This is a genomic window from Flavobacterium faecale (assembly GCF_048320115.1).
Lineage (GTDB): Bacteria > Bacteroidota > Bacteroidia > Flavobacteriales > Flavobacteriaceae > Flavobacterium > Flavobacterium faecale_A.
The window spans coordinates 3201271-3224597 of the sequence record NZ_CP182943.1 but is presented as its reverse complement, the minus strand read 5'-3'; the positions used below and the strand labels follow the sequence as shown (position 1 = coordinate 3224597).

Here is a 23327-nt window from a genome sequence, read left to right as displayed (position 1 = left end):
TAAATTAATTTTAGTTAAACTTTTGTATCAAAAAATTATTTTCCACCATTGGCTTTTAAATCAGCTAAACATTGTGAATCTAACTTTGGAACTGATCCGCCAGAAAGCATAGAGCCAATCCCTCCACCAGTTTCAGCTGCCCAATACATCAGGCAACTCTCCACATTACAATGTTTAGCATGTTCTGAATCTTCGTGATTGCTTTGAAGCGGAGCTCCTAAATTGGTCAATCCAAACAAATGTCCAAATTCATGCTCTATTACCGTTGTTTCTAACAAACTTCGACTGGGTTGGAAAGGTCCTCCTGATAGTCGTTGAATTGTTTTCTGATAAATAGCAAACGAGGTATTGCGATAAGCTGTTCCAAGTACTACTCCATCTGAAGTGTTGTTAGCTGATTCTCCGTCAGCAAAAAAAGCCCAAACCGCAATTTCAGAATCTGAATTGTACAAAGTTCTGTTGGCATCTTCGATAGCAATAATATCTTGGTTAGTGAAACTAGTTTTTTGTGGTGAACTAATTGCTCTTTTAACGACTCTAATCCCTTCAGGTTTATTCGATCTTTCATTCAAAAAAGCAACTAAATTTGAGATTGCAGTAGTTGAAGGCTCACTCCCTTGAATGTAAACAACCTCTAAAACCATACTTTTAAATTGATCACTTGAAAGTAAATCTCGAGAAGAACTTCCAGTGCTTTTTTTATTATTGGAAACCAGATTTCCGTTTACAGTTTCTCCAGAGCTATCGTCTTGGCTACAAGAGAATAAAAGGCTAAAAAATATCAGTACTAATGCAATTTCTTTTTTCATTTTGATTGTATTTATTCTATGAATTAATAGTTAAAACAGGACAACTATTCTATTACTAAAATAGTTGTCCCTTAATTATTCCTATTTTAGATTAAATTTGTTTCAAAACCAAAGTTACAGCAGCATCTGTTTTACTTTGTAAGGTGATTGATGAAGCGCTAAAACTAGTAACCTTCCATGTGTTGTTGAGTAAATTAAAGTTAGCATTTCCTGAAAAATTCATTTCTAAGAAAACATTTGTTTCAGAGGTTACTGCATAAGTACCATTAACTGTTGTAATAAGTGCGTTAGTTGCTTTGATCTTAAAATCATTAGTAAAATCAACAGTAAAATCTTTATAATCATTAGCTTTCTCTACACCTAATTTCAAAAAGGACTGTACTTTGAAAGCTCCATCAACCATTATTTTTTGCAATCTTGCAGCATTAGCTTCAGCTTCGTCTTCTGCAGACTCTTTAGCTCTACATTCATTGATGCTTGATTGTAACTCCGCATCACTATTAATAGAGATTGTGGTGTTGTCACTAAAAGTAATTCTAATAGGATATTGCAACGCAAACAACTCATTGTTGTTGGTATTGCTCATATACGTATATAATTGTTGTTTGGATGTAATTACAACACTTCCTGTTTGCTCAAAAGTCAAATTATACGTTAGCAATGTAAGAGGAAAATTAAATTTAATACATTTAATAGCATCCCTACCCTCAGCTTCTGCTTGTGTACATGCATTTACAATAGCGTTGTATTCATTTTGATTGTTAACAGTAACTTCACTATAATTACTAGTTTTAACTTTCAAAGGAAATTGTAACACTACTGAATCTTGGTCATCATTATATCTTCCTATAATGGAGATTACTTGTTGGTAATCTAACTGACTAAACAAAGTAATCTTAATCCCGTTTACTGTTGCGGTAGCAGGTAAAACTATTGAAGAACAGGAAGCTCCGTCTAAAAAGTCATCAAATGAACCATCATACATTGTAGTACGTCTGATGTTATTAGCAGTTGTAGAGTTCGTTCCATTTGGATTATCTCCTGATACTTCATCAATTTCGTTTTGACAAGATGTAAAACCTAATAAGGCTACCAATGCCATTCCTGTGATAATTCTTAACTTTTTCATAATTTTCAAATTTAATGTTTTTATAATTATTTTTAATGGTATTTAAAACCGTTTCTGTTAGTAAGACAACCTACTTTTATTTTACCCTACCCTAGTTTAAAAAAAAAATAAAAAAAGAGGTTGATTAATACATAGATGCTTAATAATATTGTTGTATTTCTAATGTAATTGCATTTAGTCATGTCAACAGATGAAGAAACTTCTTCAACTTTATCTATTTGGTTTTGACGAGATTTAACTCTTAATAACACAATTAATGCTGGTGCTGTATTATTTCTTAACTTTTTCATACTTTTAAAAATTAATTGTTTAAATAAATAGTATCAAGGCGTTTTTAGCCGTTTCTATTAATAAGACAACCATCTTTAATTTTACCCTACCTAAAGATTTAAAAAAAATTATATCCAAACCTTGTTTTGCGCATACAAGCATACTAATCAATACCTTACATATATTTGTAAGTCTAAAAAAAATTGATTTGAATAATTCATTCTTGTTATTATTTAAAAAAAAGTAATTTTACTGTTACTAAAAAAAACAAATTGCCCTGATGAACGAAGAAAAAAACAGTCTTTGTGAGGAAAATCATTTTAATGACTTTTACCTAAAAAATGTTCAATCGGCCACTAATTTTGCCTATTTCAAATGTGGTGATCGTGATGCTGCTCTGGATTTAGTTCAAGATGCCTTTACGAAGATCTGGGAAAATTGTGCCCAAATTGACTTCAGTAAAGTCAAGACTTATTTGTGGACTACTGTCAATAATTTATTTCTCAATACCATTAAACATCAAAAAGTAGTTTTCCAATACCAAAAAGAAGCTTCCTAATTTAGATACCAATAATCAAAGTCCAGAGTACCTTTTAGAGGAAGAGGAATTTAAATTAAAACTACAAAAAGCGATAAGTTCCTTAAGTGAAGCGCAAAGAGAAGTGTTTTTACTCAATAGAATAGAAGGAAAAAAATATAGAGAAATTGCCGATTTACTCGGTGTCTCACAGAAGGCCGTTGAAAAAAGGATGTCGGCAGCTCTTAAAACACTTAAATCACAAGTAGATAATATTTAAATAGAAGTGATTACAAGGTAGGGTAATTCTATTTTGAATTGTCTTATTATAATAGAAGGGAAAATTATGGAAAATGATAAAAAAATACTCAAATGGCTTAACGGGGAACTTTCTAGCCAAGAAATTGAAGATTTAAAAAAATCGGATGATTTTAAAATCTATGAAAAAATCGCCCATTATAGCGCCCAATTGGAAACTCCAAATGTAGACGCTCAAGAAGCCTTAGTAGCTTTTCAAAAACGTGAAAAAACTAAGAAAAGAAGCAAACTAATTGCCTTTGACAAACCGCTCTGGTTATCCATGGCTGCTGCCTTTGTGGTGTTGCTTACTACGGCTTATTTCTTGTTTTATAATCGCACCACTGTTATTGAAACTCAAATAGCACAAACAGAGCGCTTTCAACTACCGGATCATTCGGAAGTGGTTTTGAATGCCGACTCCAAAATCAGTTTTAAAGAAAAAGAATGGGATAAAAGCCGTGAATTAACTTTAAAAGGAGAAGCTTATTTTCAAGTTCAAAAAGGAAAAACTTTTAGTGTCAATACAACAGATGGAATTGTAAAAGTATTAGGTACCCATTTTAATGTAAAACAACGCGATCAGTACTTTGAGGTACGCTGTTATGAAGGTTTAGTAAGTGTGACACACGACAATGAAATAGTAAAATTACCTCCAGGAAAAACCTTTAGATTGATTAATGACCAAATTGAAACTGTAGCTGATTTTGTGGCACAATCACCATCTTGGCTACAACAAGAGTCAAGTTTTGAAAACATTCCGTTATCTCAAGTAATAAGCGAATTGGAACGTCAGTATGACCTTAAAATCAACACTAAAGACATTAATACGTCCGTTTTATTTACAGGAACTTTTACCCATAAAAATGAAAAAGTTGCCTTGGATGCAATCACAATTCCGTTGCAAATTCATTATAAAATAGAAGGCAAAACCGTTATATTTTACAATCATGCAAAATAATAAATGGCTTATTTATCTGATCTTGATAGTTGGTTTTTGTAGTTATGGACAAAAATCAACTACCATGATTACGTTAGAAAACTATTTAAAACACATTGAACAAGAGTTTGATGTAAAATTTTCATACGCTGTTCAAGATGTAGTTCAGGTGAAATTGAATCCACCAACTCAAAAAATGAGCTTGCAGCAGGTCATAATTTATTTGAACGTCAATACCTTACTAAATTTTAAAGCCTTAGACGAACGCTATATTACAGTAACAACTGCGAATAAAACCATTTCTATTTGTGGTACTGTTTTGTCTTCTGATACAGGGTTACCATTAGCTGGAGCTTCTATTTCGGTTAATTCAGTTTTAAAATCATCGGCGAATACCAAAGGTTATTTTAGCCTAAATAATCTGTCTCCAGATACCATCCTTTTGATTTCGTATTTAGGTTATGAGAGTCAGCAATTGATAGCTCGGGATTTTTTTTCCACAACAAATCCTTGCAAAAGGATCAACTTAAAACCGCTTCAAGAAGAACTTAATCCAGTATTGATAAATGTTTATTTAACAGCGGGTTTGCAAAAATATATAGATGGAAGCATTGTCTTAACCACTAAAAAATTTGAAATTTTACCTGGCTTAGTACAGCCCGATGTTTTACAGTCCATCCAAGTACTTCCAGGGGTAGAAAGCACAAATGAAAGCATTGCAAATATCAATGTTCGCGGTGGTACAAACGACCAAAACTTAATGATCTGGGATAATATTAAAATGTATCATTCAGGGCATTTCTTTGGCTTAATTTCAGCGTACAATCCCAATTTAACTAACAAAGTGATCGTGACCAAAAATGGTACTTCAGCTGCTTATAGCGACGGTGTTTCTAGTACCATTTCTATGTTTACCAAAGATGATATTAGCAATAAACTTGAGGGTGGAGCAGGAATTAATTTAATTGATGCCGATGCTTTTCTAGAAATTCCTTTGACAAAAAAATGGTCCGTACACCTATCAGGACGTCGGTCTATAACTGATTTTGTTGACACACCTACTTTTACCAATTATTTTGAACGTAGTTTTCAAGATTCAGAGATTAAGGCAAAAGCTGAAGATTCCAATACCAGTTCTGATTTTCACTTTTTTGATTATACCGCCAAACTCCTTTTTGATTTTAATGCCAATCATCAATTTAGAGCCAATATTATTGGCATCCAAAACAATTTGGAATACAATGAAAATAGCCGTCAACAAAATGAACCCGAATCCAAATCGACTACTTTATCTCAAAAAAACTTAGGAGCAGGATTTAATTGGAAAGGAAAATGGAGTGAAAAATGGTCATCAGAAGTCAATACGTATTATTCCAAATACAATATTGACGCTACTGATTATCGATTTCAGACAGACCAATTACTTAGTGAAGCCAATGAAGTGTTAGAAACAGGAGCAAAAGTAAATGCCAAATTTACAACAAATGAATCTCTTCATTTTCTAGGAGGTTATCAAATTACCGAAACGGGTATGCTCAATCAAACTACAGTAAGTGCACCAGCTTACTCTAGTACGAAGAAAAATGTACTCTTAAGTCAAGCCGTTTTTGCGGAAACCGAATTCCACAACCGCCAAACCTTTTTGAGATTGGGACTTCGTCTGAATTATTTTGAAAAATTCAACAAATTTATTGTAGAACCTAGACTTAACTTCAGACAGGAATTATCCAAGAATTTTGCTTTGAAAATTGAAGGTGAATTTAAAAATCAAATTGCAACTCAAATCATCGATTTTGAAGATGATTTTCTTGGTGTTGAAAAAAGACGCTGGGTAGTTGTTAATAACACTACGATTCCTATTGCGACTAGCAAACAAGGTTCTTTTGGAGTTGAATTCAAACAAAAGAAATTCAACTTTGATGTCACTGGGTTTTATAAATTTGTAGACGGTATCACTGCTTCCAACCAAGGTTTTTACAACAGTTTTCAATACAAAAATGCCAATGGTAATTATACCTCTAAAGGAATTGAGTTTCTAACGAATAAAACCGCTCGAAATTATAGCATTTGGACCAGTTATACTCTAAGCAAAAACGAATACGAATTTGAAAGTTTTACTCCTTCTCAATTCCCTAATAATGTTGATATCCGACATTCGGTGACTTTTGGTTTTAACTATAATATCATAGAGAATCTTAGCATTTCCTTGGGTGGAATCTGGCGCAATGGCCATCCCTATACTGCACCAATAGCTGGAAATGAAACGCTACAAACTGGAAACACAATTGTGGTAAATTACGACAATCCCAATAGTAGGAATTTAGATGATTTTAAGCGTTTAGATGTCTCTTTGAGTTATAAATTTCCTTTCAGCCAGTCCGTTAAAGGAATATTGAGAGCAGGAATTATTAATCTAACCAATGAAGAAAACTTGATTAATCGCTATTATAGAGTAGATCCAAACGATTCTAGCAAAGCTGTAGAAGTCAATAACGCTTCTTTAGGGTTGACACCTAATCTAAGTTTTAGAGTGAATTTTTAAAACTAGATTAGTTTCTCCATTTTTATAAAAAAATTAGGAACATTAGACTCTAAAAAAATGTAAATTGGCACATTGATTGCTAAATATTGCACACATTTAATACTTCGATATGGACAAAATAAAAATACTATGGGTTGATGATGAAATCGATTATCTCAAGCCACACATCCTTTTTTTAGAGAAAAAAAATTATAGCGTAACGACTTGTAACAACGGTCGCGATGCTACTGAAATATTTGAAAACGAAAACTTTGATATTGTTTTTTTAGACGAAAACATGCCTGGAATGAGTGGACTGGAAACGCTTTCAGAAATGAAAGAAAAAAAGTCGGCAGTTCCTATGATTATGATTACCAAAAGTGAAGAAGAATATATTATGGAAGAAGCCATAGGTTCTAAAATTGCTGATTATCTTATCAAACCTGTCAATCCTAACCAAATTTTATTGAGTTTAAAGAAGAATTTAGATCATTCTCGTCTAATTTCCGAAAAAACAACTTTAGATTATCAAAAGGAATTCCGAAAAATTGCAATGGAAATGTCCATGGTTAATTCTTATGAAGATTGGATTGAATTGTATAAAAAATTAATCTTTTGGGAGTTAAAACTAGAAAACATCAACGATCAAGCGATGATTGAAATTTTGGAATCTCAAAAGGTAGAAGCCAATTCACAGTTTGGAAAATTTATCGAACGAAATTATGAAGATTGGTTCGAACCTAAAGCGGATAAACCAATACAATCTCACACTTTATTCAAAGAATTGGTAGTTCCCGAATTGGTCAAAAAAGAAAAACCAGTACTTTTTGTAGTGATTGACAACCTCCGCTACGATCAATGGAAAGCCTTTGAAGATGTAGTGGCCAATTATTACAAATTAGAAAAAGAAGTACCCTACTACTCTATTTTACCAACAGCTACACAGTATGCTCGAAATGCCATTTTCTCAGGATTATTACCTGCTGACATGGAAAAAAAATTCCCTCAGTACTGGAAAAACGACCCAGAAGAAGGAGGCAAAAACCTTTTTGAAGCGGAGTTTTTAACCGCACAATTAAAACGTTTGGGGTTGAATATTAAGGAAGATTATTTTAAAATCACCAATTTAGCAGGTGGTAAAAAATTAGCCGAAAACTTTAAAGCATATAAAAATAATGACTTAGTAACGGTGGTTTACAACTTTGTAGACATGCTTTCTCACGCTAAAACCGAAATGGATGTAGTAAAAGAATTAGCCTCTGATGATAAAGCTTATCGTTCATTGACTTTAAGTTGGTTCAAAAACTCTCCTTTACTAGAAATCATTCAACAAGCTCAAATTCTTGGTTTCAAACTTGTTCTAACCACAGACCACGGAACTATAAATGTTAAAAATCCATCCAAAGTAGTAGGAGACAAAAATACTAGCTTGAATTTAAGGTATAAAACAGGGCGTAGCCTCACCTATGAGCAAAAAGACGTTTATGCAGTCAAAGACCCAAAAAAAATTGGTTTGCCCGTAATTAATATGACCAGTTCTTATATTTTTGCCAAAAATGATTTGTTCTTAGCTTATGTTAATAATTACAATCATTATGTAGGATATTACAAAAACACCTATCAACATGGGGGGATTTCTCTAGAAGAGATGATTATTCCTTGCTTGGTTTTTAATCCTAAGTAATTTATCAAATTAAAAGTTATGAGCTATGAATTAAAAGGAACTATTAAAATCCAGCAGACGCATTACTCATAACACATAACTAACTATAAAATGGAATTTATATTTTCTTTAAACGAAATCGATTCGGTTGCTCAAAAGGTATTGGATGCTAAACCAAACGAGATTATACTTTTTCATGGCGAAATGGGAGCTGGTAAAACAACATTTATCAAAGCATTAGCTAAAAAACTAGGAGTTACCGCTGCCACTAGCAGTCCTACTTTTTCATTGGTAAACGAATATGAAGCAGCAAGCAATCAACTGGTTTATCACTTTGATTTTTACCGTTTAAAAAATGAGATGGAAGCTTTGGACATGGGAGTAGATGAATATCTCTATTCAGGAAACTGGTGTTTTATTGAATGGGCTGAAAATATCCCCAACCTTATTCCTGAACAACACTCTGTCATCACCATAAAAGCCTTACCAAGCGGAAAACGCGTATTAGAGTTAAGATAAATTTTAGTTTAAGATTAGTAATATATTGCGAGTCAGATAAAAATTTCATAGTTATACACTTTGTAAATTAGTGTTTAAAATCTCTTTATGTTAGCGATTCTCTATAGGTCTAACGCTGTATTTAAGGGGTAAAAATCTATAATCAATTTCTATCCCAAAAAGCGCTATCAAAAGTTCAGACCATTACTTTTTACAAAAAATAAAAAACAAACATGATAAGTTACAACCCTAAAGACTGGATTACTTTTATTTTTCGTTTCCACAAAGCCGATACTTTTCGGCAATTGTTTGCTTTGATGGTATTAATTGGTTTGTACGCTGCTGGTGTAGCTTATTTAGAATTAGAATATTGGCAATTGCCAGATGACAGTCATGTCAAAAACATCTCGATGATGCACGGAATGTTAGGATTTGTGATTTCATTGTTACTGGTTTTTAGAACCAATACGGCTTATGATCGATGGTGGGAAGGTCGAAAATTATGGGGTGCTTTGGTCAACAACAGCAGGAATTTAGCATTAAAATTAAATGCTATTTTGGAAGACGAAAAAGACAAAGCATTTTTTAGAAAAATGATTCCGAGTTATGCCTCTATTTTGAACAAACATTTGAAAGACGAAGAAACAGGCAAACAGTTGTCAGAGGAAATTTCTTTTCCAGTTGATCATCATACGCATCGCCCAAATCAAGTAGCTAAAATGATGTATTTGAAAATCAATGAGTTGTATAAAGTTCAAAAAATAACTGGCGACCAATTGATCGTTCTTAATAGTGAAATCCAGTCTTTTACAGATATTTGTGGCGCTTGCGAGCGAATTAAAAACACACCTATTCCCTATTCTTATAGTGTTTTCTTGAAGAAATTCATCTTTTTTTACGTGATGACTTTGCCTTTTGGTTATGTTTTTAACCTAGGTTATTATGTAGTTCCCGTAGTCGTATTTATCTTTTATGTATTGGGCAGTTTAGAATTAATTGCCGAAGAAATCGAAGAACCTTTTGGACATGACGACAATGATTTACCTACACGAAAGATTGCTGAGAATATCAAGAAACATGTGGAAGAATTGATCTAAAAGTCCTGCCTACTGTATTTTTATGCTAAAATCAACATTTTGAAGACTCTGTTCAATACTGTTTTTTGGCAGCAAAAGGTTTGAAATTGGTTTTTTACTACATTTTCTTAAATATATCAACTTCTTATCATTTCTTTATTTTTAAAACTATATATTTAAAGAATTAATATTAGATAATTAGAAATAATGTTTTGGTTCAATGAAGATTTACAACGTTTAGAAAATGAAATTGCAATATTAAAAAACAACCCAAAGTTGATTTTTTATGGAAGTTCTACTTTTACATTATGGACTGAATTAACTACTGTTTTTAATGATTATTCCCCTATTAATTTAGGGTTTGGAGGTTCTACATTGGCTTCTTGTACTTGGTTTTTTAATCGTGTTTTTGCGAACATAAAAAAACCTGAAGCTATCATTATTTATGCTGGTGAAAATGACTTAGGAGAAGGAAGACATCCTGAAGAAGTGATTTTGTTTGTAGAAAATATATTAGCTAAAATTAGAAATAAATACGGAAATATTCCATGTACGATTATTTCAATTAAACCTAGTTTTAACCGTTGGCACTTATCCGGAAGTATTCAATTTACCAATAATAATATACAAAAATTAACTACAAAAGATCCGAATTTTCATTTTATAGATATTTATGATTTAATGTTGGACAAAGAGGGAAATCCAAACCCTGATTATTATATTGAAGACGGTTTGCATCTGTCCGCAGCGGGTTATCAATTATGGACTGAAGTTTTAAAAAATCATCCTGAGATTTTTCCGCAAAAAAAGCACCAAAAAATTTAAGCAAAAAGCCCTTTTATCACATTGCAAAACGGTATTATGAAAAGAGAATATCACAAATGGTATAGTCCTAATCTTCAAAAGGACATGGAGCTCCTTATTTTTGGTCACGCAGGTGCTAAGGTCTTATTTTTCCCTCCTCGAATGGGACGTTTTTATGACTATGAAAACTGGAAAGTCATTGCGAGTATCGAACAAAAAATCACCAATGGTGAATTGCAGATTTTCTGCGTTGATAGCGTAGATTTAGAATCTTTTTACAATAGTTTTTGCCATCCTGAACATCGTATTTACAGAAACATTCAATACGAAAAATATGTTCTTAATGAAGTATTGCCCTTGGCTAATTTAATAAATCCAAACCCTAATACTATTTCAGCAGGTTGTAGTTTAGGCGCTTATCATGCAGTAAATGTTGCCATGCGTCATCCTCAATTGTTTTGTAAAGTAGTGGGCATGAGTGGTCGCTATGATCTTACCAAATCGAATGGCTATTTTCAGGATTTATTGAGTGGTTATCACAATGATTTTATTTATTTCAATATGCCAAATCAGTATTTGAAAAATATAGAAGACCCCTGCTTAATTCATCAATTGAAGCAAATGGACATTATATTGGCCATAGGAAAAGAAGATCCTTTTTTGCAAAGCAATCATAAACTTTGTAGTATTTTGGATGAAAAAGGCATTTCTTATCAATTGTACGAATGGGATGAGCAAGCCCATAAAGCCTGTCATTGGCGAAAGATGGTTAGTCTATATTTTTAATTTGAATTAATAGTCAAACTCAGCTTATAGAAAGTTTTAAATGATGACACCAAATTTACTTAAATCCTATCATAAAGTCCATAAAAATCATGCTATGCAAATTATCAATTGCTATCCGATTAAATGAAAAAAGTGACTTTATTCCCTTTGAACCTCGGTTGACAATGTTTATATTTGCAACCTTGAAAAAAACACAAAATGAAGATATCTTATAATTGGCTAAAACAATTCGTTAAAACCGACTGGAAATCAGAGGAAGTTTCGAACTTACTTACGGACTTAGGTCTTGAAGTAGAAGGTGTAGAAAAATACCAATCCGTGAAAGGTGGATTGGAAGGAATTGTGGTAGGACATGTGTTGACTTGTGAGCAACATCCCGATGCTGACCGATTGAAAGTTACGACTGTAAATATAGGTGCTGATACACCAATTCAAGTAGTATGTGGAGCTGCAAATGTAGCTGCGGGACAAAAAGTGCCTGTGGCAACAATAGGAACCATTTTGTATGATGCAGAAGGAAATCCTTTTACGATTAAAAAAGGAAAAATACGTGGGCAAGAAAGCTATGGTATGATTTGCGCTGAAGACGAATTAGGTCTAGGAAATAGCCATGACGGAATTATGGTTTTGGACGAAGCACTCCTTCCTGGAACTCCTGCAGCCAAAGTTTTTAAGGTAGAAAATGATGAAGTTTTTGAAATTGGCTTGACACCAAACCGTGCCGATGCCATGAGCCACTTAGGTACTGCACGTGATTTGAGAGCTGGTTTGATGCAAAAAGGAATCAGTACAGAGTTGATTACGCCTTCTATTTCTAATTTTAGAGTAGATATGCGTACCTTGAAAATTGATACTAAAATTGAAGATATCACGCTAGCACCTCGTTATTGTGGAGTAACCATTTCCGGAATTACAGTCAAACAATCTCCAGCTTGGTTGCAAGATCGCTTGAAAGCTATTGGAATTACACCAAAAAATAATATTGTCGATGTCACTAATTATGTTTTACATGATTTAGGTCAACCGCTTCACGCTTTTGATGCTTCTAAAATCAATGGAAAAATCATTGTGAAAACAGCCGAAGCAGGTACAAAATTCACAACTCTTGATGATATCGAACGTACACTTCACGAAGAAGATTTGATGATTTGTGACGAAAAAGGGCCTTTGTGTATTGCAGGTGTTTTTGGTGGGAAAAATTCGGGTGTAACAGAAAACACTAAAGATATCTTCTTAGAAAGTGCTTATTTTAATCCGGTTAGCATTCGAAAAACAGCCAAAAGACATCAATTGAGCACCGATGCTTCTTTCCGATTTGAAAGAGGAATTGACCCAACGATTACGGCTTACGCATTGAAACGTGCTGCATTATTGATTCAAGAAGTAGCTGGCGGAATTGTCACCTCAGATGTAAGTGACGTTTACCAAAAGAAAATTGAAGACTTTACCGTTTTTGTAAATTTTGCCAATGTTACCAAAATCATTGGTCAAGAAATTCCCAAAGATACTATTAAGCAAATTTTGGTTTCTCTAGACATCAAAGTGAATAGTGTGTCAGAAGCTGGATTAGGAATTACAATTCCTGCTTATCGTGTAGATGTACAAAGAGAAATTGATGTAATCGAAGAAATCTTGAGAGTCTATGGATATAACAATATTGGTTTCTCAGGGAAATTGAATGCTACAGTTTGTAACGCTCCAAGAAACGAAGATTACAAAGTACAAAACATTGTAGCTTCACAATTGAATTCACAAGGATTTCATGAGATGATGGCCAACTCGTTAACAACAGCCGATTATGTAAAACTTTCAGAGAATTTGAAAGAAGAACACAATGTAACGATGTTGAATCCTTTGAGTAATGATTTGGCAACCTTGCGTCAATCATTATTGTTTTCAGGTTTGGAAGCTTTGTCATACAATATCAACCGTAAGAATAGTGATTTAAAATTGTTTGAATTTGGAAAAAGCTATCATAAATTCTTATCAGGTTTTGAAGAGCAAAAGCATTTGACTTTATTTCAAACAGGAAACCGCAACAGTGAAAGTTGGACAAATCCACAATCTCCTTCTACTTTCTTTTTATTCAAAGGTTATGTAGATGCGGTATTGGCAAGACTTGGAATTGCAAAAACTTTGAATTCACCTGTAAGTTCTGATGTGTTTTCAGAGGGAATTTCTATTGGAACAGGACACAATGCTTTGGTGGAATTTGGTGTCGTTAAAAAATCTATTTTAAAACAGTTCGGAATCAAACAAGAAGTATTTTATGCTGATTTTAATTGGGATGCAATTTTGAAGGCAATTTCATTGAAAATTAAGTACACAGATATTCCAAAGTTCCCAGAAGTCCGTCGAGATTTAGCTTTATTAGTAGATCAAGCTGTTAGTTATGATTCGATTTATGCTGTGGCAAAGAAAACAGAAAAAAGCTTATTGAAAAACATCAACTTATTTGACGTTTACCAAGGTGACAAATTACCAGAAGGTAAAAAATCCTATGCTTTGAGTTTTACAATTCAAGACAGTTCCAAGACCTTGACTGATGTTCAAATTGACAAAATCATGAGTAAATTACAATCCAATTTTGAAGCTGAATTAGGAGCCATTTTGAGGTAATTTATTTTTATTTAATATAAACCAAAAAGCCAATTCTTGACAGAATTGGCTTTTTTGATGGATAAAATTTTTAATTACGATTTAGGCAAAACCACAGTATCAATTACGTGAATCACACCGTTTGACTGGTTTACATCGGCGATTGTTACCATTGACATACCACCCTTTTCGTCAGTGATGTATAGTTTTTTACCTTTCATCCAAGCTGTTAAAGTTCCATCACTTACGGTTTTCAAAGTTGCTTTTCCTTTTCCAGCTTTGATGGCTTTCATAATGTCATTAGCATTCATTTTGCCAGCAACCACGTGGTAAGTCAAAACTGTTTGTAGCATTTTTTTGTTTTCTGGTTTTAGTAAAGTCTCGACAGTACCTTTTGGTAATTTATCAAAAGCTGCGTTTGTTGGAGCAAAAACGGTGAATGGTCCTTTAGTTTGCAAAGTCTCTACTAAATCAGCTGCTTTTACTGCCGCAACTAAGGTGGTGTGATCTTTTGAATTTACTGCATTTTCCACAATGTTTTTTGTTGGATACATCGCTGCTCCTCCAACCATTACTGTTTTTTGAGCGAAAGAAGTGGCTCCGAATACTAATGCTAAAAATGCTACTGATAAAAATTTTCTAGTTTTCATAAATTTATTTATTAAGTTATAATAGCATTTACGCCATTACTTAGGTTTTGGTTTTAAAAAAAGAAGAAAAAAACAAATGTTTTTAATTTAAAACTGTAAATCAGTATTTTACATTTAAAAAAAAACTCCAACGTTAATGAAAACATTGGAGTTTTAAAAGTATTTTAAATGCTAAGCTACATTGCGGAAATAATCCCAACAATAAAAGTCATAAAAAAGACCACCATATAGAAAGAAATAATAACCAAGGCTAATACCCCCATAAACTTATAATGTGATTTTAAATATTCGAAGGAAGCGTTCAATTGTTCATTATCATTGAACTTGAACGCATTTTTTACTTTCGAAGAAAATTGAAATAGATAATAAATTGGAAAAAAATACAACAATGCAATCAAGAGGTACACCACTGAAAACATTCCGGTTCCGCTTCCCATCATTGGACTCATTCCTCCTCCAAAACTATTTAACTTAGAAAAAACAGTTCCAATAAATAATGCTAAGACAAGCATTAAGCCCAGAAATACAAATCCTAAAATAGACAAGAAATACCCCCATTTAGCAGTTTCTCTTAAAAACCCTTCTGCTTCAGCTGATAATTCAAAATTCTTCTTTGAAATTACTTCTTTAAAATTTTCTTCCATGATATTTCAATTTTTAATTACTTTTTTTTCACAAATTTAGCTGTTGAAATTCCTTTATCGGTACTAATTTTTAGTATATAATTTCCAGTTGCTAAGTAAGAAACGTCAATAACCGAATAATCATTTGAATTAGAAACGTTTTTTATAAATTTCCCTAAGGTATCATAAATAACCACATCCTTAATGACAGTTGTCTTTGTTGAGTTTATATGCAAAGTTTCTTTTACTGGATTGGGATAAATTGTAAAATAGTCTGTAAAATCAAAATCTGAATTCTCTAGGGTAGTACAAGTATAGGATATCCCCGTAATGTTATAATAGGTAAGATATGATGTCAAATCCTCCTGAAATGACTCACCAATGCATATGGCATTTAAATTGGGACAATTTATTATACTGACACCGTTAATACCACACGGAGCTGGCGGAAAGGAATTCATAGGCTTAGCTGTAAAACTCGAGTTAGGATATGAAAATATTATCTTATTATTTTTTACATTAATGGAAACCAAATTGGGATTATTGTCTAAATTCAAACTAACAAGCTCACTGATTCCACTAATATCAATAGAACTAAATAAGTTATTTTGACAACTAAGTTCGGTCAAACTAGTAAAATAACTGATTCCTTCAAGATTACTAATATTTGCATTGTCAATAACCAATTCCTGTACCGCTGCGGCTTCTGATTCTTCAATTTCGCCATTATTGTTAACATCTATTTTTATAGGCATTAAGCGGTTACAACCATAAAAGGCAATCGAATTATTAGTATCAGCTGCCAATAATAATGCCTTAAAATTAGCATCAGGAATAGAAACAACCTGAGCAGATGTATAATTGAGTATCAATAATGTAATTAGGGTAAAGTAGTTTTTCTTCATATGTAAGATTTTAGAGTAAATATACAACAAAAACCTACGCTAAATATTTTCCTACTTTAAATAATTTTAAACAAAAAAAGCCTCACATCCCTGTGAGGCTTTCTATTATAAAAAAGTTGAGAATTATTTTTTCTCAGATTTTTCCATTTTAGCTTTCAAAGCAGCTAATACATCATTGTTGTCACCTAAAGTCGCAGCTGGTGCGTTAGTAGATGCAGATGAAGTATTTTCAGTTGCAGCCTTCACATTTTTCTCTTCTTCTTCACGGAAGATAGCAGTGTGAGATGCAACTACTCTTTTGAATTCTTTATTGAATTCGATTACTTTGAAATCAGCAGATTCACCTTTTTTCAATTTCTTACCGTCTTCTTTTTCAAGGTGACGAGTAGGAATGAAAGCAACGATATCCTCTCCAAATTCTACAGTAGCTCCTTTGTCAACAATCTCAGAGATCTCTCCGTTGTGGATAGTTCCAACAGCGAATGAATCTTCGTACTGATCCCAAGGATTAGCAGTAGTTTGTTTGTGACCTAAAGATAATTTACGTCCGTCAACATCTAATTCTAATACTACTACGTCTAATTTTTCACCTACATTTACAAACTCAGATGGGTGTTTGATTTTCTTAGTCCAAGATAAGTCAGAGATGTAAATTAATCCATCAATTCCTTCTTCTAATTCTACGAAAATACCAAAGTTTGTAAAGTTTCTAACGATACCTGTATGTTTAGAACCTACTGGGTATTTAGAAGTAATATCAGTCCATGGATCTTGAGATAATTGTTTGATACCTAATGACATCTTACGATCGTCTCTGTCTAAAGTTAAGATTTGAGCTTCAACAACATCTCCTACTTTTACGAAATCTTGAGCAGAACGTAAGTGAGTAGACCATGACATTTCAGAAACGTGGATTAAACCTTCAACACCTTCAGCAACTTCGATGAAAGCTCCGTAATCAGCGATAACCACTACTTTACCAGAAACTTTATCACCAATAGTTAAGTTAGCATCTAATGCATCCCATGGGTGAGCGTTTAATTGTTTCAATCCTAATTGAATTCTTGTTTTCTCATCATCAAAATCAAGAATTACAACGTTTAATTTTTGATCTAATTCAAGAACTTCAGATGGGTGGTTAATTCTTGACCAAGAAAGGTCAGTAATGTGGATTAATCCATCAACTCCACCTAAGTCAATAAATACACCGTAAGAAGTAATGTTTTTAACAACACCTTCTAATACTTGTCCTTTTTGTAATTGACCAATGATTTCTTTCTTTTGTACTTCAATATCCGCTTCAATAAGCGCTTTGTGAGATACAACAACGTTTTTAAATTCGTGGTTGATTTTCACAACTTTGAATTCCATTGTTTTGTTTACGTAAACATCGTAATCTCTAATTGGTTTAACATCAATTTGAGATCCTGGTAAGAATGCCTCGATTCCGAAAACGTCAACGATCATACCACCTTTAGTTCTGCATTTTACAAAACCATTAACGATTTCACCTGTTTCGTTTGCAGCGATAACTCTATCCCAAGATTTGATAGTACGTGCTTTTCTGTGAGACAATACTAATTGACCTGTTTTATCCTCACGGATATCAATTAATACTTCTACTTTATCACCAACTTTTAAGTTAGGATTGTAACGGAACTCGTTTAAAGAGATAACACCTTCAGACTTAGCATTGATATCAACGATAACGTCTCTATCTGTAATTCTAACTACTACACCTTCAACAACTTCTTCTTGATCTGTAGCGATAAAAGTCTTAGATACTAATTCTTCGAATTCTTGTAAGTTTTTTTCGTCTACTACATCAATTCCTTCTTCAAAATTGTGCCAGTTAAAATTTGCTAAAAACTCTTCTTGTGATTGGATTTGTTCAGACATGCTGATTAAAAATTTGTATTCTGCGTTCGCTTGAGTTTCTTGAGTGAGAGAAAACAACAGAAGTTGTTTGTATAATTAATTGAACCCTAGTGGAAACTCTTATTCACCAAAAGGACTGCAAAATTAATACATTTTTAATTAATTACAAAGAAAATACTACTGATAATCACCACTAAACCAAAACATAACACCATTTATAAACCGTTTTCCTGTTTTTAGGAGCAGAATGTCCTGTTTTCACAACGCACTCCCCTCCTGCTCCCGATGCTTCGGGACGCCTTTATCTCTCCGTCCCGACCCCGAAATTTCGGGACGGGACTACGAGGATACCGTCTCGATCAGGGCTGTATTTTAGGTTTTGTATCATAATTTATTTTGTAAAGATATTTTGATATATTTGAGAAATAAATAAAACGAAACATAACTTCGCCAATCTACCAAAAATCAGATGTAATTACGAGGGTTTGTTTGGTACTATATACAAGTTAGCAGAAATGCCCTCGCAACAAAGAAAAAAAGCTAAAAACACCAAAAAAAAATTTATGCAAGTTAATTTCATTGGACACGGATTAGACCCTAAAAACGAAAATACAGTTGGGAATATTTTAGCAACTTCGTTTGAAGAGAATAAGTTTGACAGTTTTACTGGATTAGTAGCATTCGCATCTTACGCAGGAGTTAAAAAACTTGTCCCATCTATAAATATTGCAAAAAAAAATTATAAAAAATTAAATTTCTTCATTGGTGTTGACGATAATGGAACATCAAAAGATGCATTAGAAGAACTTATCCGAAATGAAATTGAAACTTACATTTTTCATACACAATCAGCAATGATTTTTCATCCTAAAATTTTTCTCTTTGAAGGGAAAAATTGGAATAGATTAATTATTGGTTCTACTAATTTAACCAGTTCTGGATTATTTGTCAATATAGAAGGTGCACTTTCTTTAGATTTTAGTCCAAGTGACGCTCAAGGAATAAAAATCATAAATCAGGTCAAACTTTATTTTAAAGATTTATTAAATAAAACTCATCAAAATATAGAAAAACTAACAACTGAATTTTTAGATATATTGATTTCTGAAGGTCTTGTAAGGAAAGAAATAAATACTCGTGTTAAAAGCGATGAAGAAATTGAAAGTTTAGAAAATTTAGAGATTTTTCCAGAAATAGAAAAACTAAATTTAAAAAATTTAGAATTAGGTAATTTAGATTTGCCCGATGAATTAGAAAATGACAGAACTTATGATATACAATTTACCAATAATGAGTTAGAAAGATTTCCAATTCTATTTGAAAGATGGAAAGAATATAAAAAAAACAACCCTAAAAGTGGCGGAGTTGTTAAGAAAGACGTAGATGATAGAACGTTATTCAATTGGTTTAGAATTATAAAATATCTAATCAATAATAATAGAGAAATTCCTCTTTCAATAATGAAACAGCTCGAAGAAAGTAATTTTCCATTTGAAGATGGAAAACTTGTTAAGAGTCGAATAAGGTGGAATGAACGTTTTGAGGAATTAGTAGCATACAAAACTAAACATAAAATGGATTTTGCACATATTCCCCAAACTAAAAACCAAAACAGCCCTTATTATTCATTAGGGACTTGGTGTGCATTACAAAAATTAAGACGAAAAGGTATACGTCCTCCAATTTGGACAGAATACGAAGAGCAAAAAATGAATGAAATCAATTTTCTATGGGAAACATTTGGTTCTAAAATTTCGGGTACACCACTAGATAGAAAATGGTTTGAAAATTATTTTAAACTTGAAGAATATAAAACCAAAACTGGAAATGCAAATCCATCACAAGTAGATAAAGATTTAGAAATAAAAAAATTAGGTAAATGGGTTAATGACCAAAGAACTTTAAGAAATACTGGAAGGAAAAAAGCAAATGGCGAAATAATTAGATTAACAAAAGAACGTGAAGAATGGCTAATTGATCTTGGAGTTGATTTTGACTATCAACTAAATATAAGAAAAGCAAATCTTGAAAAATTTATTGAAACTTATTTAGAATTTAAAAAAGAATATCCAGATGGAAAAGGTGTTCGTGGAGATATTAGATTTAGTAAAATGTTAGAAATGAAAGCAAGCATCAAATACAGCTATAAAAATGATAAATCTGAAGAGGGAAAATGGAGAATAGATCGGTTAAATGAAATAGGTTTTGATTGGACATAAAGGTACTATCTACTAACACACATATTATCTTTGTTCCTGCCCCCGCTCCCGCCCGAATCCTTTCGGGTGGCATTGTAGAACAAATTAAATCAAGTCATCAATTGCTTGAATATACACGGAGATTGTTCCAACATCGAAAAGACAAGATTTCAAATAAATAGAAAAGTCCACTACTTAAATAAGTAACCAAACTTTGTTAATAATTTAAACCAAATTTTACGAAATGAAAAAACTGATTTTTAATTTAAGTTTATTATCGCTTTTATTTCTTTCGGGATGCAACACTGATAATGACAACTCTCAAAGAAAAGGAACACTTATTTTTGGGTGGTTTACAGATTCAAACTGTTCAGGTGATTGCTCTACAATTTATAAAATTGACACACAAAATGTTTATAAAAACATTGATAATAATTTCCAAGAAAAAACATTTTTTGAGGGTAATTTTCAACTAATGAATAACGCAGATTATCAGGATTATAAATCATTGATAATTGAATTACCTATTGAAATATTTAATGAACCTAATGGATTTTTAGATTGTACTGAATGTACTAATGATAATGGAGGATTTTATATTGAATATCAAGGTAATGATGGATTTCATAAATCATGGCGCTTTAGGAATGCTAAATATCCAGATTATTTAAAAAATTACAGAAGTTTATTACTCGATAAATTAGCCAAATTGAATAATCTATAGCGCGGATTTGCAATCCGTGCCCGCAATAACAAGCAAATAACGAATGGAAATGCTTTATAGAATTACTTAATGAGATTACTTCGTTCCTCGCAATGACAAGATTAAAGAATAACTCGCTGCTCCCGCCCGAATCCTTTCGGGTGGCTTATAAAATGGACTGATAACGTGTATTTACCCAAACTCCTCGCAGAGTACTAAATATTATTCCAAGTGCTGCAAATGTCTCTGACTTTGCGTAATTTTAATAGTTTGATATAAACGAAACCTTCTTAAAAGTCTCCTGACTTTTCTACAAAACATTTTTTAAACCCCAAAATTAGCGGTGTCAAAATCTCAAACGATACCGATTATATCTTATTGCTGATAATTTGGATCCTAACATAGCTATAAAATACAATCAACACGGTTAGTCAAAAGGCACATTTCATTTCGTACCAACGCGTAAACAAAAGCAATCAAACGCTAAGAAGATTTGATTGTGAGAACCTCATTTTATTTGTACTTTCGTTTAAGTTAATTCTGGAATTTTAAAATCCTAAAAAACAAATTACACAAAATAGCGCTAAGCTTTTACAGTTCAAAATACCCCAATGATAAACGATTTATTAAAAGAAAACATCACCAAAAATATTTCATTTTCTACCACTGAGTTAGAAATGTTTTGCCGATATTTTTATCCTAAAACGATTAAGAAAAAGGAATTTCTGCTAGTACAAGGAGAAGTCTGTAAGTTTGAAGGTTTTGTACTAGACGGTTGTTTTAGGATTTTCACAATCGACAAAAAAGGAAATGAAAACACGCTCTATTTTGCCGCTAAAGATTGGTGGATAATGGATATTGATAGCTTTATGAATCAATCAAGCTCTGATTTAAATATTCAAGCTTTGGAAGACAGTGAAGTCCTTTTGATAAATAGAACTGATAAATTGGCTTTATACGAATCCATGCCTGTTGTTGAAAAACTGTTTAGAGTCATGTCTCAAAAAGCTTTGGTTGCATGGCAAAGAAGATTGATTCGAAACCATAGCCATACAGCAAAAGAACGCTATCTTTATTTTATAGAAAACTACCCCAACATCGCCTCAAAAATCAACGACAAACAAATAGCAAGTTACCTTGGAATTACTCATGAATTCCTAAGTAAAATCAAAAAAGGCAACTAAAATAAAATTCCGTTTTTTTATAGAGTTGAACTTGTTCAACTATTTTCTCATAGGGTTTTACAAATTTTGTACTATAAAATTTTAAACTAAATGAAAAACGTATTATTTGTTTTAACAAGCCACTCAGAATTAGGAAACACTGGAGAAAAAACGGGTTTTTGGATAGAAGAATTTGCCTCTCCCTATTACTATTTAATTGACAACGGAATTAAGGTAGCACTAAGTTCTCCTAAAGGAGGCCAACCTCCTATTGACCCCAAAAGTAATGAACCAGATTTTCAAACACCAGCAACCATCCGATTCAATGATGATCAAGAACTACAATGCAAATTGGCTAAAACCTTAGCTCTTGAGACTGTCAATTCTAACGATTATGATGCGATATTTTACCCAGGTGGTCACGGACCGCTTTGGGATTTATCCGAAAACAAAACTTCGATTGCTCTTATTGAAAGTTTTTACAAAGCCCTAAAACCTGTAGCAGCTGTTTGTCACGCACCTATCGCTTTGAAAGAAGCCAAAGACAGTAATGGCACACCATTAGTAAATAAGAAAAAAGTAACGGCATTTTCAAATTCAGAAGAAATGGCTATTGGTTTAGACACGATTGTTCCTTTTTTGGTTGAAGAAGAATTGAAAAACAAAGGAGGATATTTTTCCAAAGGGGAAGATTGGGAATCTTATGCTATTGAAGACGGTCATTTAATTACAGGTCAAAATCCGGCTTCCTCCCTAGCTGTTGCACAATTATTATTTAATCAATTATAAATAAGAGATGAATTCACTTAAACAATTAAAATTTTGTATTGTTGTATTTACAATTGCATTATACACCCATTCAGCACAAGCACAAATTACAAACGACATTAGTCATGAAGAAGCATTTAAAGCTTTACTAACAGCAAAGAAAAAAGCAGAAGCGTCCAAGGTACCTGTAAATATTGCTGTTGTAGATGCTGGTGCCAACTTAAAAGCGTTCCTCCGCATGGATGGATCTTATTTAGGTAGTATTGATGTAGCCATCAAAAAAGCAAAAACGGCTCGCTACTTTGACATGGACACCGGAGATTTAGGTAAACTAACCCAACCAGGAGGGATTATTTATAACATCGAACTCTCTAATAATGGGTTAATCTCTTTTCCAGGAGGGGTGCCTATAAAAAATAAGGAAGGCAAAATTATTGGTGCTATTGGAATAAGTGGTGGTACTATTGAACAAGATCACGAAATTGCAACAATTGGAGCCTTATCTGTAATTGAATAAGGCTACTCATAAAA

The 23327-nt window shown here is 32.7% G+C and carries 19 protein-coding genes and 1 pseudogene; 14 read left to right on the top strand and 6 right to left on the bottom strand.

Annotated features, from left to right (window positions below; all coding sequences use genetic code 11):
* Positions 1-35: 35 nt before the first annotated feature.
* Together ACNH59_RS13330 and ACNH59_RS13325 are read right to left on the bottom strand one after the other, a co-directional pair.
* Complete coding sequence (locus ACNH59_RS13330; protein ID WP_418263015.1) at positions 36-809, bottom strand: membrane metalloprotease; 774 nt, start codon at positions 807-809, stop codon at positions 36-38.
* Between the two features lie 91 nt (positions 810-900).
* A complete protein-coding gene (locus ACNH59_RS13325) occupies positions 901-1938 on the bottom strand; it encodes a hypothetical protein (protein ID WP_418263014.1) in 1038 nt (345 codons plus the stop codon).
* Between the two features lie 550 nt (positions 1939-2488).
* On the opposite strand from ACNH59_RS13325, the pseudogene ACNH59_RS13320 reads away from it, so the two are divergent.
* From ACNH59_RS13320 to pheT, 9 genes and pseudogenes are all read left to right on the top strand, one after another.
* A pseudogene (locus ACNH59_RS13320) lies at positions 2489-3005 on the top strand (RNA polymerase sigma factor).
* Positions 3006-3071: 66 nt separating this feature from the next.
* A complete protein-coding gene (locus ACNH59_RS13315; protein ID WP_418263013.1) occupies positions 3072-3983 on the top strand; it encodes a FecR family protein in 912 nt (303 codons plus the stop codon).
* Positions 3973-6504, top strand: coding sequence for a TonB-dependent receptor (locus ACNH59_RS13310; protein WP_418263012.1), 2532 nt, complete (start codon positions 3973-3975; stop codon positions 6502-6504). The genes ACNH59_RS13315 and ACNH59_RS13310 overlap by 11 nt, the downstream gene beginning before the upstream one ends.
* Positions 6505-6613: 109 nt before the next feature.
* Positions 6614-8167: a response regulator gene (locus ACNH59_RS13305; RefSeq protein WP_418263011.1), complete on the top strand. Its 1554-nt coding sequence runs from the start codon at positions 6614-6616 to the stop codon at positions 8165-8167.
* Between the two features lie 90 nt (positions 8168-8257).
* A complete protein-coding gene (gene tsaE / locus ACNH59_RS13300) occupies positions 8258-8665 on the top strand; it encodes a tRNA (adenosine(37)-N6)-threonylcarbamoyltransferase complex ATPase subunit type 1 TsaE (protein WP_418263010.1) in 408 nt (135 codons plus the stop codon).
* A 212-nt stretch (positions 8666-8877) separates the two neighbouring features.
* Complete coding sequence (locus ACNH59_RS13295) at positions 8878-9741, top strand: bestrophin family protein (protein ID WP_418263009.1); 864 nt, start codon at positions 8878-8880, stop codon at positions 9739-9741.
* 186 nt (positions 9742-9927) lie between these two features.
* Positions 9928-10545 carry a GDSL-type esterase/lipase family protein gene (locus tag ACNH59_RS13290; protein WP_418263008.1) on the top strand — a complete coding sequence of 206 codons (618 nt, stop codon included), beginning with the start codon at positions 9928-9930 and terminating at the stop codon, positions 10543-10545.
* 36 nt (positions 10546-10581) lie between these two features.
* On the top strand, positions 10582-11310 hold the full coding sequence (locus tag ACNH59_RS13285; protein WP_418263007.1) for an esterase family protein: 729 nt from the start codon (positions 10582-10584) through the stop codon (positions 11308-11310).
* A 198-nt stretch (positions 11311-11508) separates the two neighbouring features.
* The gene (gene pheT, locus ACNH59_RS13280; protein ID WP_418263006.1) at positions 11509-13929 is read left to right on the top strand and encodes a phenylalanine--tRNA ligase subunit beta; all 2421 of its coding nucleotides are present in this window, start codon (positions 11509-11511) and stop codon (positions 13927-13929) included.
* A 74-nt stretch (positions 13930-14003) separates the two neighbouring features.
* Here pheT and ACNH59_RS13275 read toward each other — a convergent pair whose 3' ends face one another.
* From ACNH59_RS13275 to rpsA, 4 genes are all read right to left on the bottom strand, one after another.
* The gene (locus tag ACNH59_RS13275) at positions 14004-14558 is read right to left on the bottom strand and encodes a fasciclin domain-containing protein (RefSeq protein WP_418263005.1); all 555 of its coding nucleotides are present in this window, start codon (positions 14556-14558) and stop codon (positions 14004-14006) included.
* Between the two features lie 176 nt (positions 14559-14734).
* Positions 14735-15202: a DUF5362 family protein gene (locus tag ACNH59_RS13270; protein WP_418263004.1), complete on the bottom strand. Its 468-nt coding sequence runs from the start codon at positions 15200-15202 to the stop codon at positions 14735-14737.
* Positions 15203-15219: 17 nt separating this feature from the next.
* Complete coding sequence (locus ACNH59_RS13265) at positions 15220-16086, bottom strand: T9SS type A sorting domain-containing protein (RefSeq protein ID WP_418263003.1); 867 nt, start codon at positions 16084-16086, stop codon at positions 15220-15222.
* A gap of 123 nt (positions 16087-16209) precedes the next feature.
* A complete protein-coding gene (gene rpsA, locus ACNH59_RS13260) occupies positions 16210-17985 on the bottom strand; it encodes a 30S ribosomal protein S1 (protein WP_418263002.1) in 1776 nt (591 codons plus the stop codon).
* Positions 17986-18479: 494 nt separating this feature from the next.
* On the opposite strand from rpsA, the gene ACNH59_RS13255 reads away from it, so the two are divergent.
* From ACNH59_RS13255 to ACNH59_RS13235, 5 genes are all read left to right on the top strand, one after another.
* Positions 18480-20183, top strand: coding sequence for a Helicase associated domain protein (locus tag ACNH59_RS13255; RefSeq protein WP_418263001.1), 1704 nt, complete (start codon positions 18480-18482; stop codon positions 20181-20183).
* Between the two features lie 223 nt (positions 20184-20406).
* Positions 20407-20886, top strand: coding sequence for a hypothetical protein (locus ACNH59_RS13250; RefSeq protein WP_418263000.1), 480 nt, complete (start codon positions 20407-20409; stop codon positions 20884-20886).
* A 590-nt stretch (positions 20887-21476) separates the two neighbouring features.
* Positions 21477-22049, top strand: a complete 573-nt coding sequence (locus tag ACNH59_RS13245) for a Crp/Fnr family transcriptional regulator (protein WP_418262999.1) — start codon at positions 21477-21479, stop codon at positions 22047-22049.
* 90 nt (positions 22050-22139) lie between these two features.
* Positions 22140-22817, top strand: coding sequence for a type 1 glutamine amidotransferase domain-containing protein (locus ACNH59_RS13240; protein ID WP_418262998.1), 678 nt, complete (start codon positions 22140-22142; stop codon positions 22815-22817).
* Between the two features lie 7 nt (positions 22818-22824).
* Entirely contained in the window at positions 22825-23313 is a 489-nt protein-coding gene (locus ACNH59_RS13235) for a GlcG/HbpS family heme-binding protein (protein WP_418262997.1), read from the top strand.
* Positions 23314-23327: the final 14 nt, after the last annotated feature.

Coding starts and splice junctions, on each gene's coding strand:
- rpsA (WP_418263002.1), bottom strand. CDS start 17,985: ATGTCTGAACAAATCCAATCACAAGAAGAGTTTTTAGCAAATTTTAAC.
- ACNH59_RS13295 (WP_418263009.1), top strand. CDS start 8,878: ATGATAAGTTACAACCCTAAAGACTGGATTACTTTTATTTTTCGTTTC.
- ACNH59_RS13245 (WP_418262999.1), top strand. CDS start 21,477: ATGATAAACGATTTATTAAAAGAAAACATCACCAAAAATATTTCATTT.
- ACNH59_RS13235 (WP_418262997.1), top strand. CDS start 22,825: ATGAATTCACTTAAACAATTAAAATTTTGTATTGTTGTATTTACAATT.
- tsaE (WP_418263010.1), top strand. CDS start 8,258: ATGGAATTTATATTTTCTTTAAACGAAATCGATTCGGTTGCTCAAAAG.
- pheT (WP_418263006.1), top strand. CDS start 11,509: ATGAAGATATCTTATAATTGGCTAAAACAATTCGTTAAAACCGACTGG.
- ACNH59_RS13275 (WP_418263005.1), bottom strand. CDS start 14,558: ATGAAAACTAGAAAATTTTTATCAGTAGCATTTTTAGCATTAGTATTC.
- ACNH59_RS13315 (WP_418263013.1), top strand. CDS start 3,072: ATGGAAAATGATAAAAAAATACTCAAATGGCTTAACGGGGAACTTTCT.
- ACNH59_RS13285 (WP_418263007.1), top strand. CDS start 10,582: ATGAAAAGAGAATATCACAAATGGTATAGTCCTAATCTTCAAAAGGAC.
- ACNH59_RS13330 (WP_418263015.1), bottom strand. CDS start 809: ATGAAAAAAGAAATTGCATTAGTACTGATATTTTTTAGCCTTTTATTC.
- ACNH59_RS13270 (WP_418263004.1), bottom strand. CDS start 15,202: ATGGAAGAAAATTTTAAAGAAGTAATTTCAAAGAAGAATTTTGAATTA.
- ACNH59_RS13290 (WP_418263008.1), top strand. CDS start 9,928: ATGTTTTGGTTCAATGAAGATTTACAACGTTTAGAAAATGAAATTGCA.
- ACNH59_RS13265 (WP_418263003.1), bottom strand. CDS start 16,086: ATGAAGAAAAACTACTTTACCCTAATTACATTATTGATACTCAATTAT.
- ACNH59_RS13325 (WP_418263014.1), bottom strand. CDS start 1,938: ATGAAAAAGTTAAGAATTATCACAGGAATGGCATTGGTAGCCTTATTA.
- ACNH59_RS13310 (WP_418263012.1), top strand. CDS start 3,973: ATGCAAAATAATAAATGGCTTATTTATCTGATCTTGATAGTTGGTTTT.
- ACNH59_RS13255 (WP_418263001.1), top strand. CDS start 18,480: ATGCCCTCGCAACAAAGAAAAAAAGCTAAAAACACCAAAAAAAAATTT.
- ACNH59_RS13250 (WP_418263000.1), top strand. CDS start 20,407: ATGAAAAAACTGATTTTTAATTTAAGTTTATTATCGCTTTTATTTCTT.
- ACNH59_RS13305 (WP_418263011.1), top strand. CDS start 6,614: ATGGACAAAATAAAAATACTATGGGTTGATGATGAAATCGATTATCTC.
- ACNH59_RS13240 (WP_418262998.1), top strand. CDS start 22,140: ATGAAAAACGTATTATTTGTTTTAACAAGCCACTCAGAATTAGGAAAC.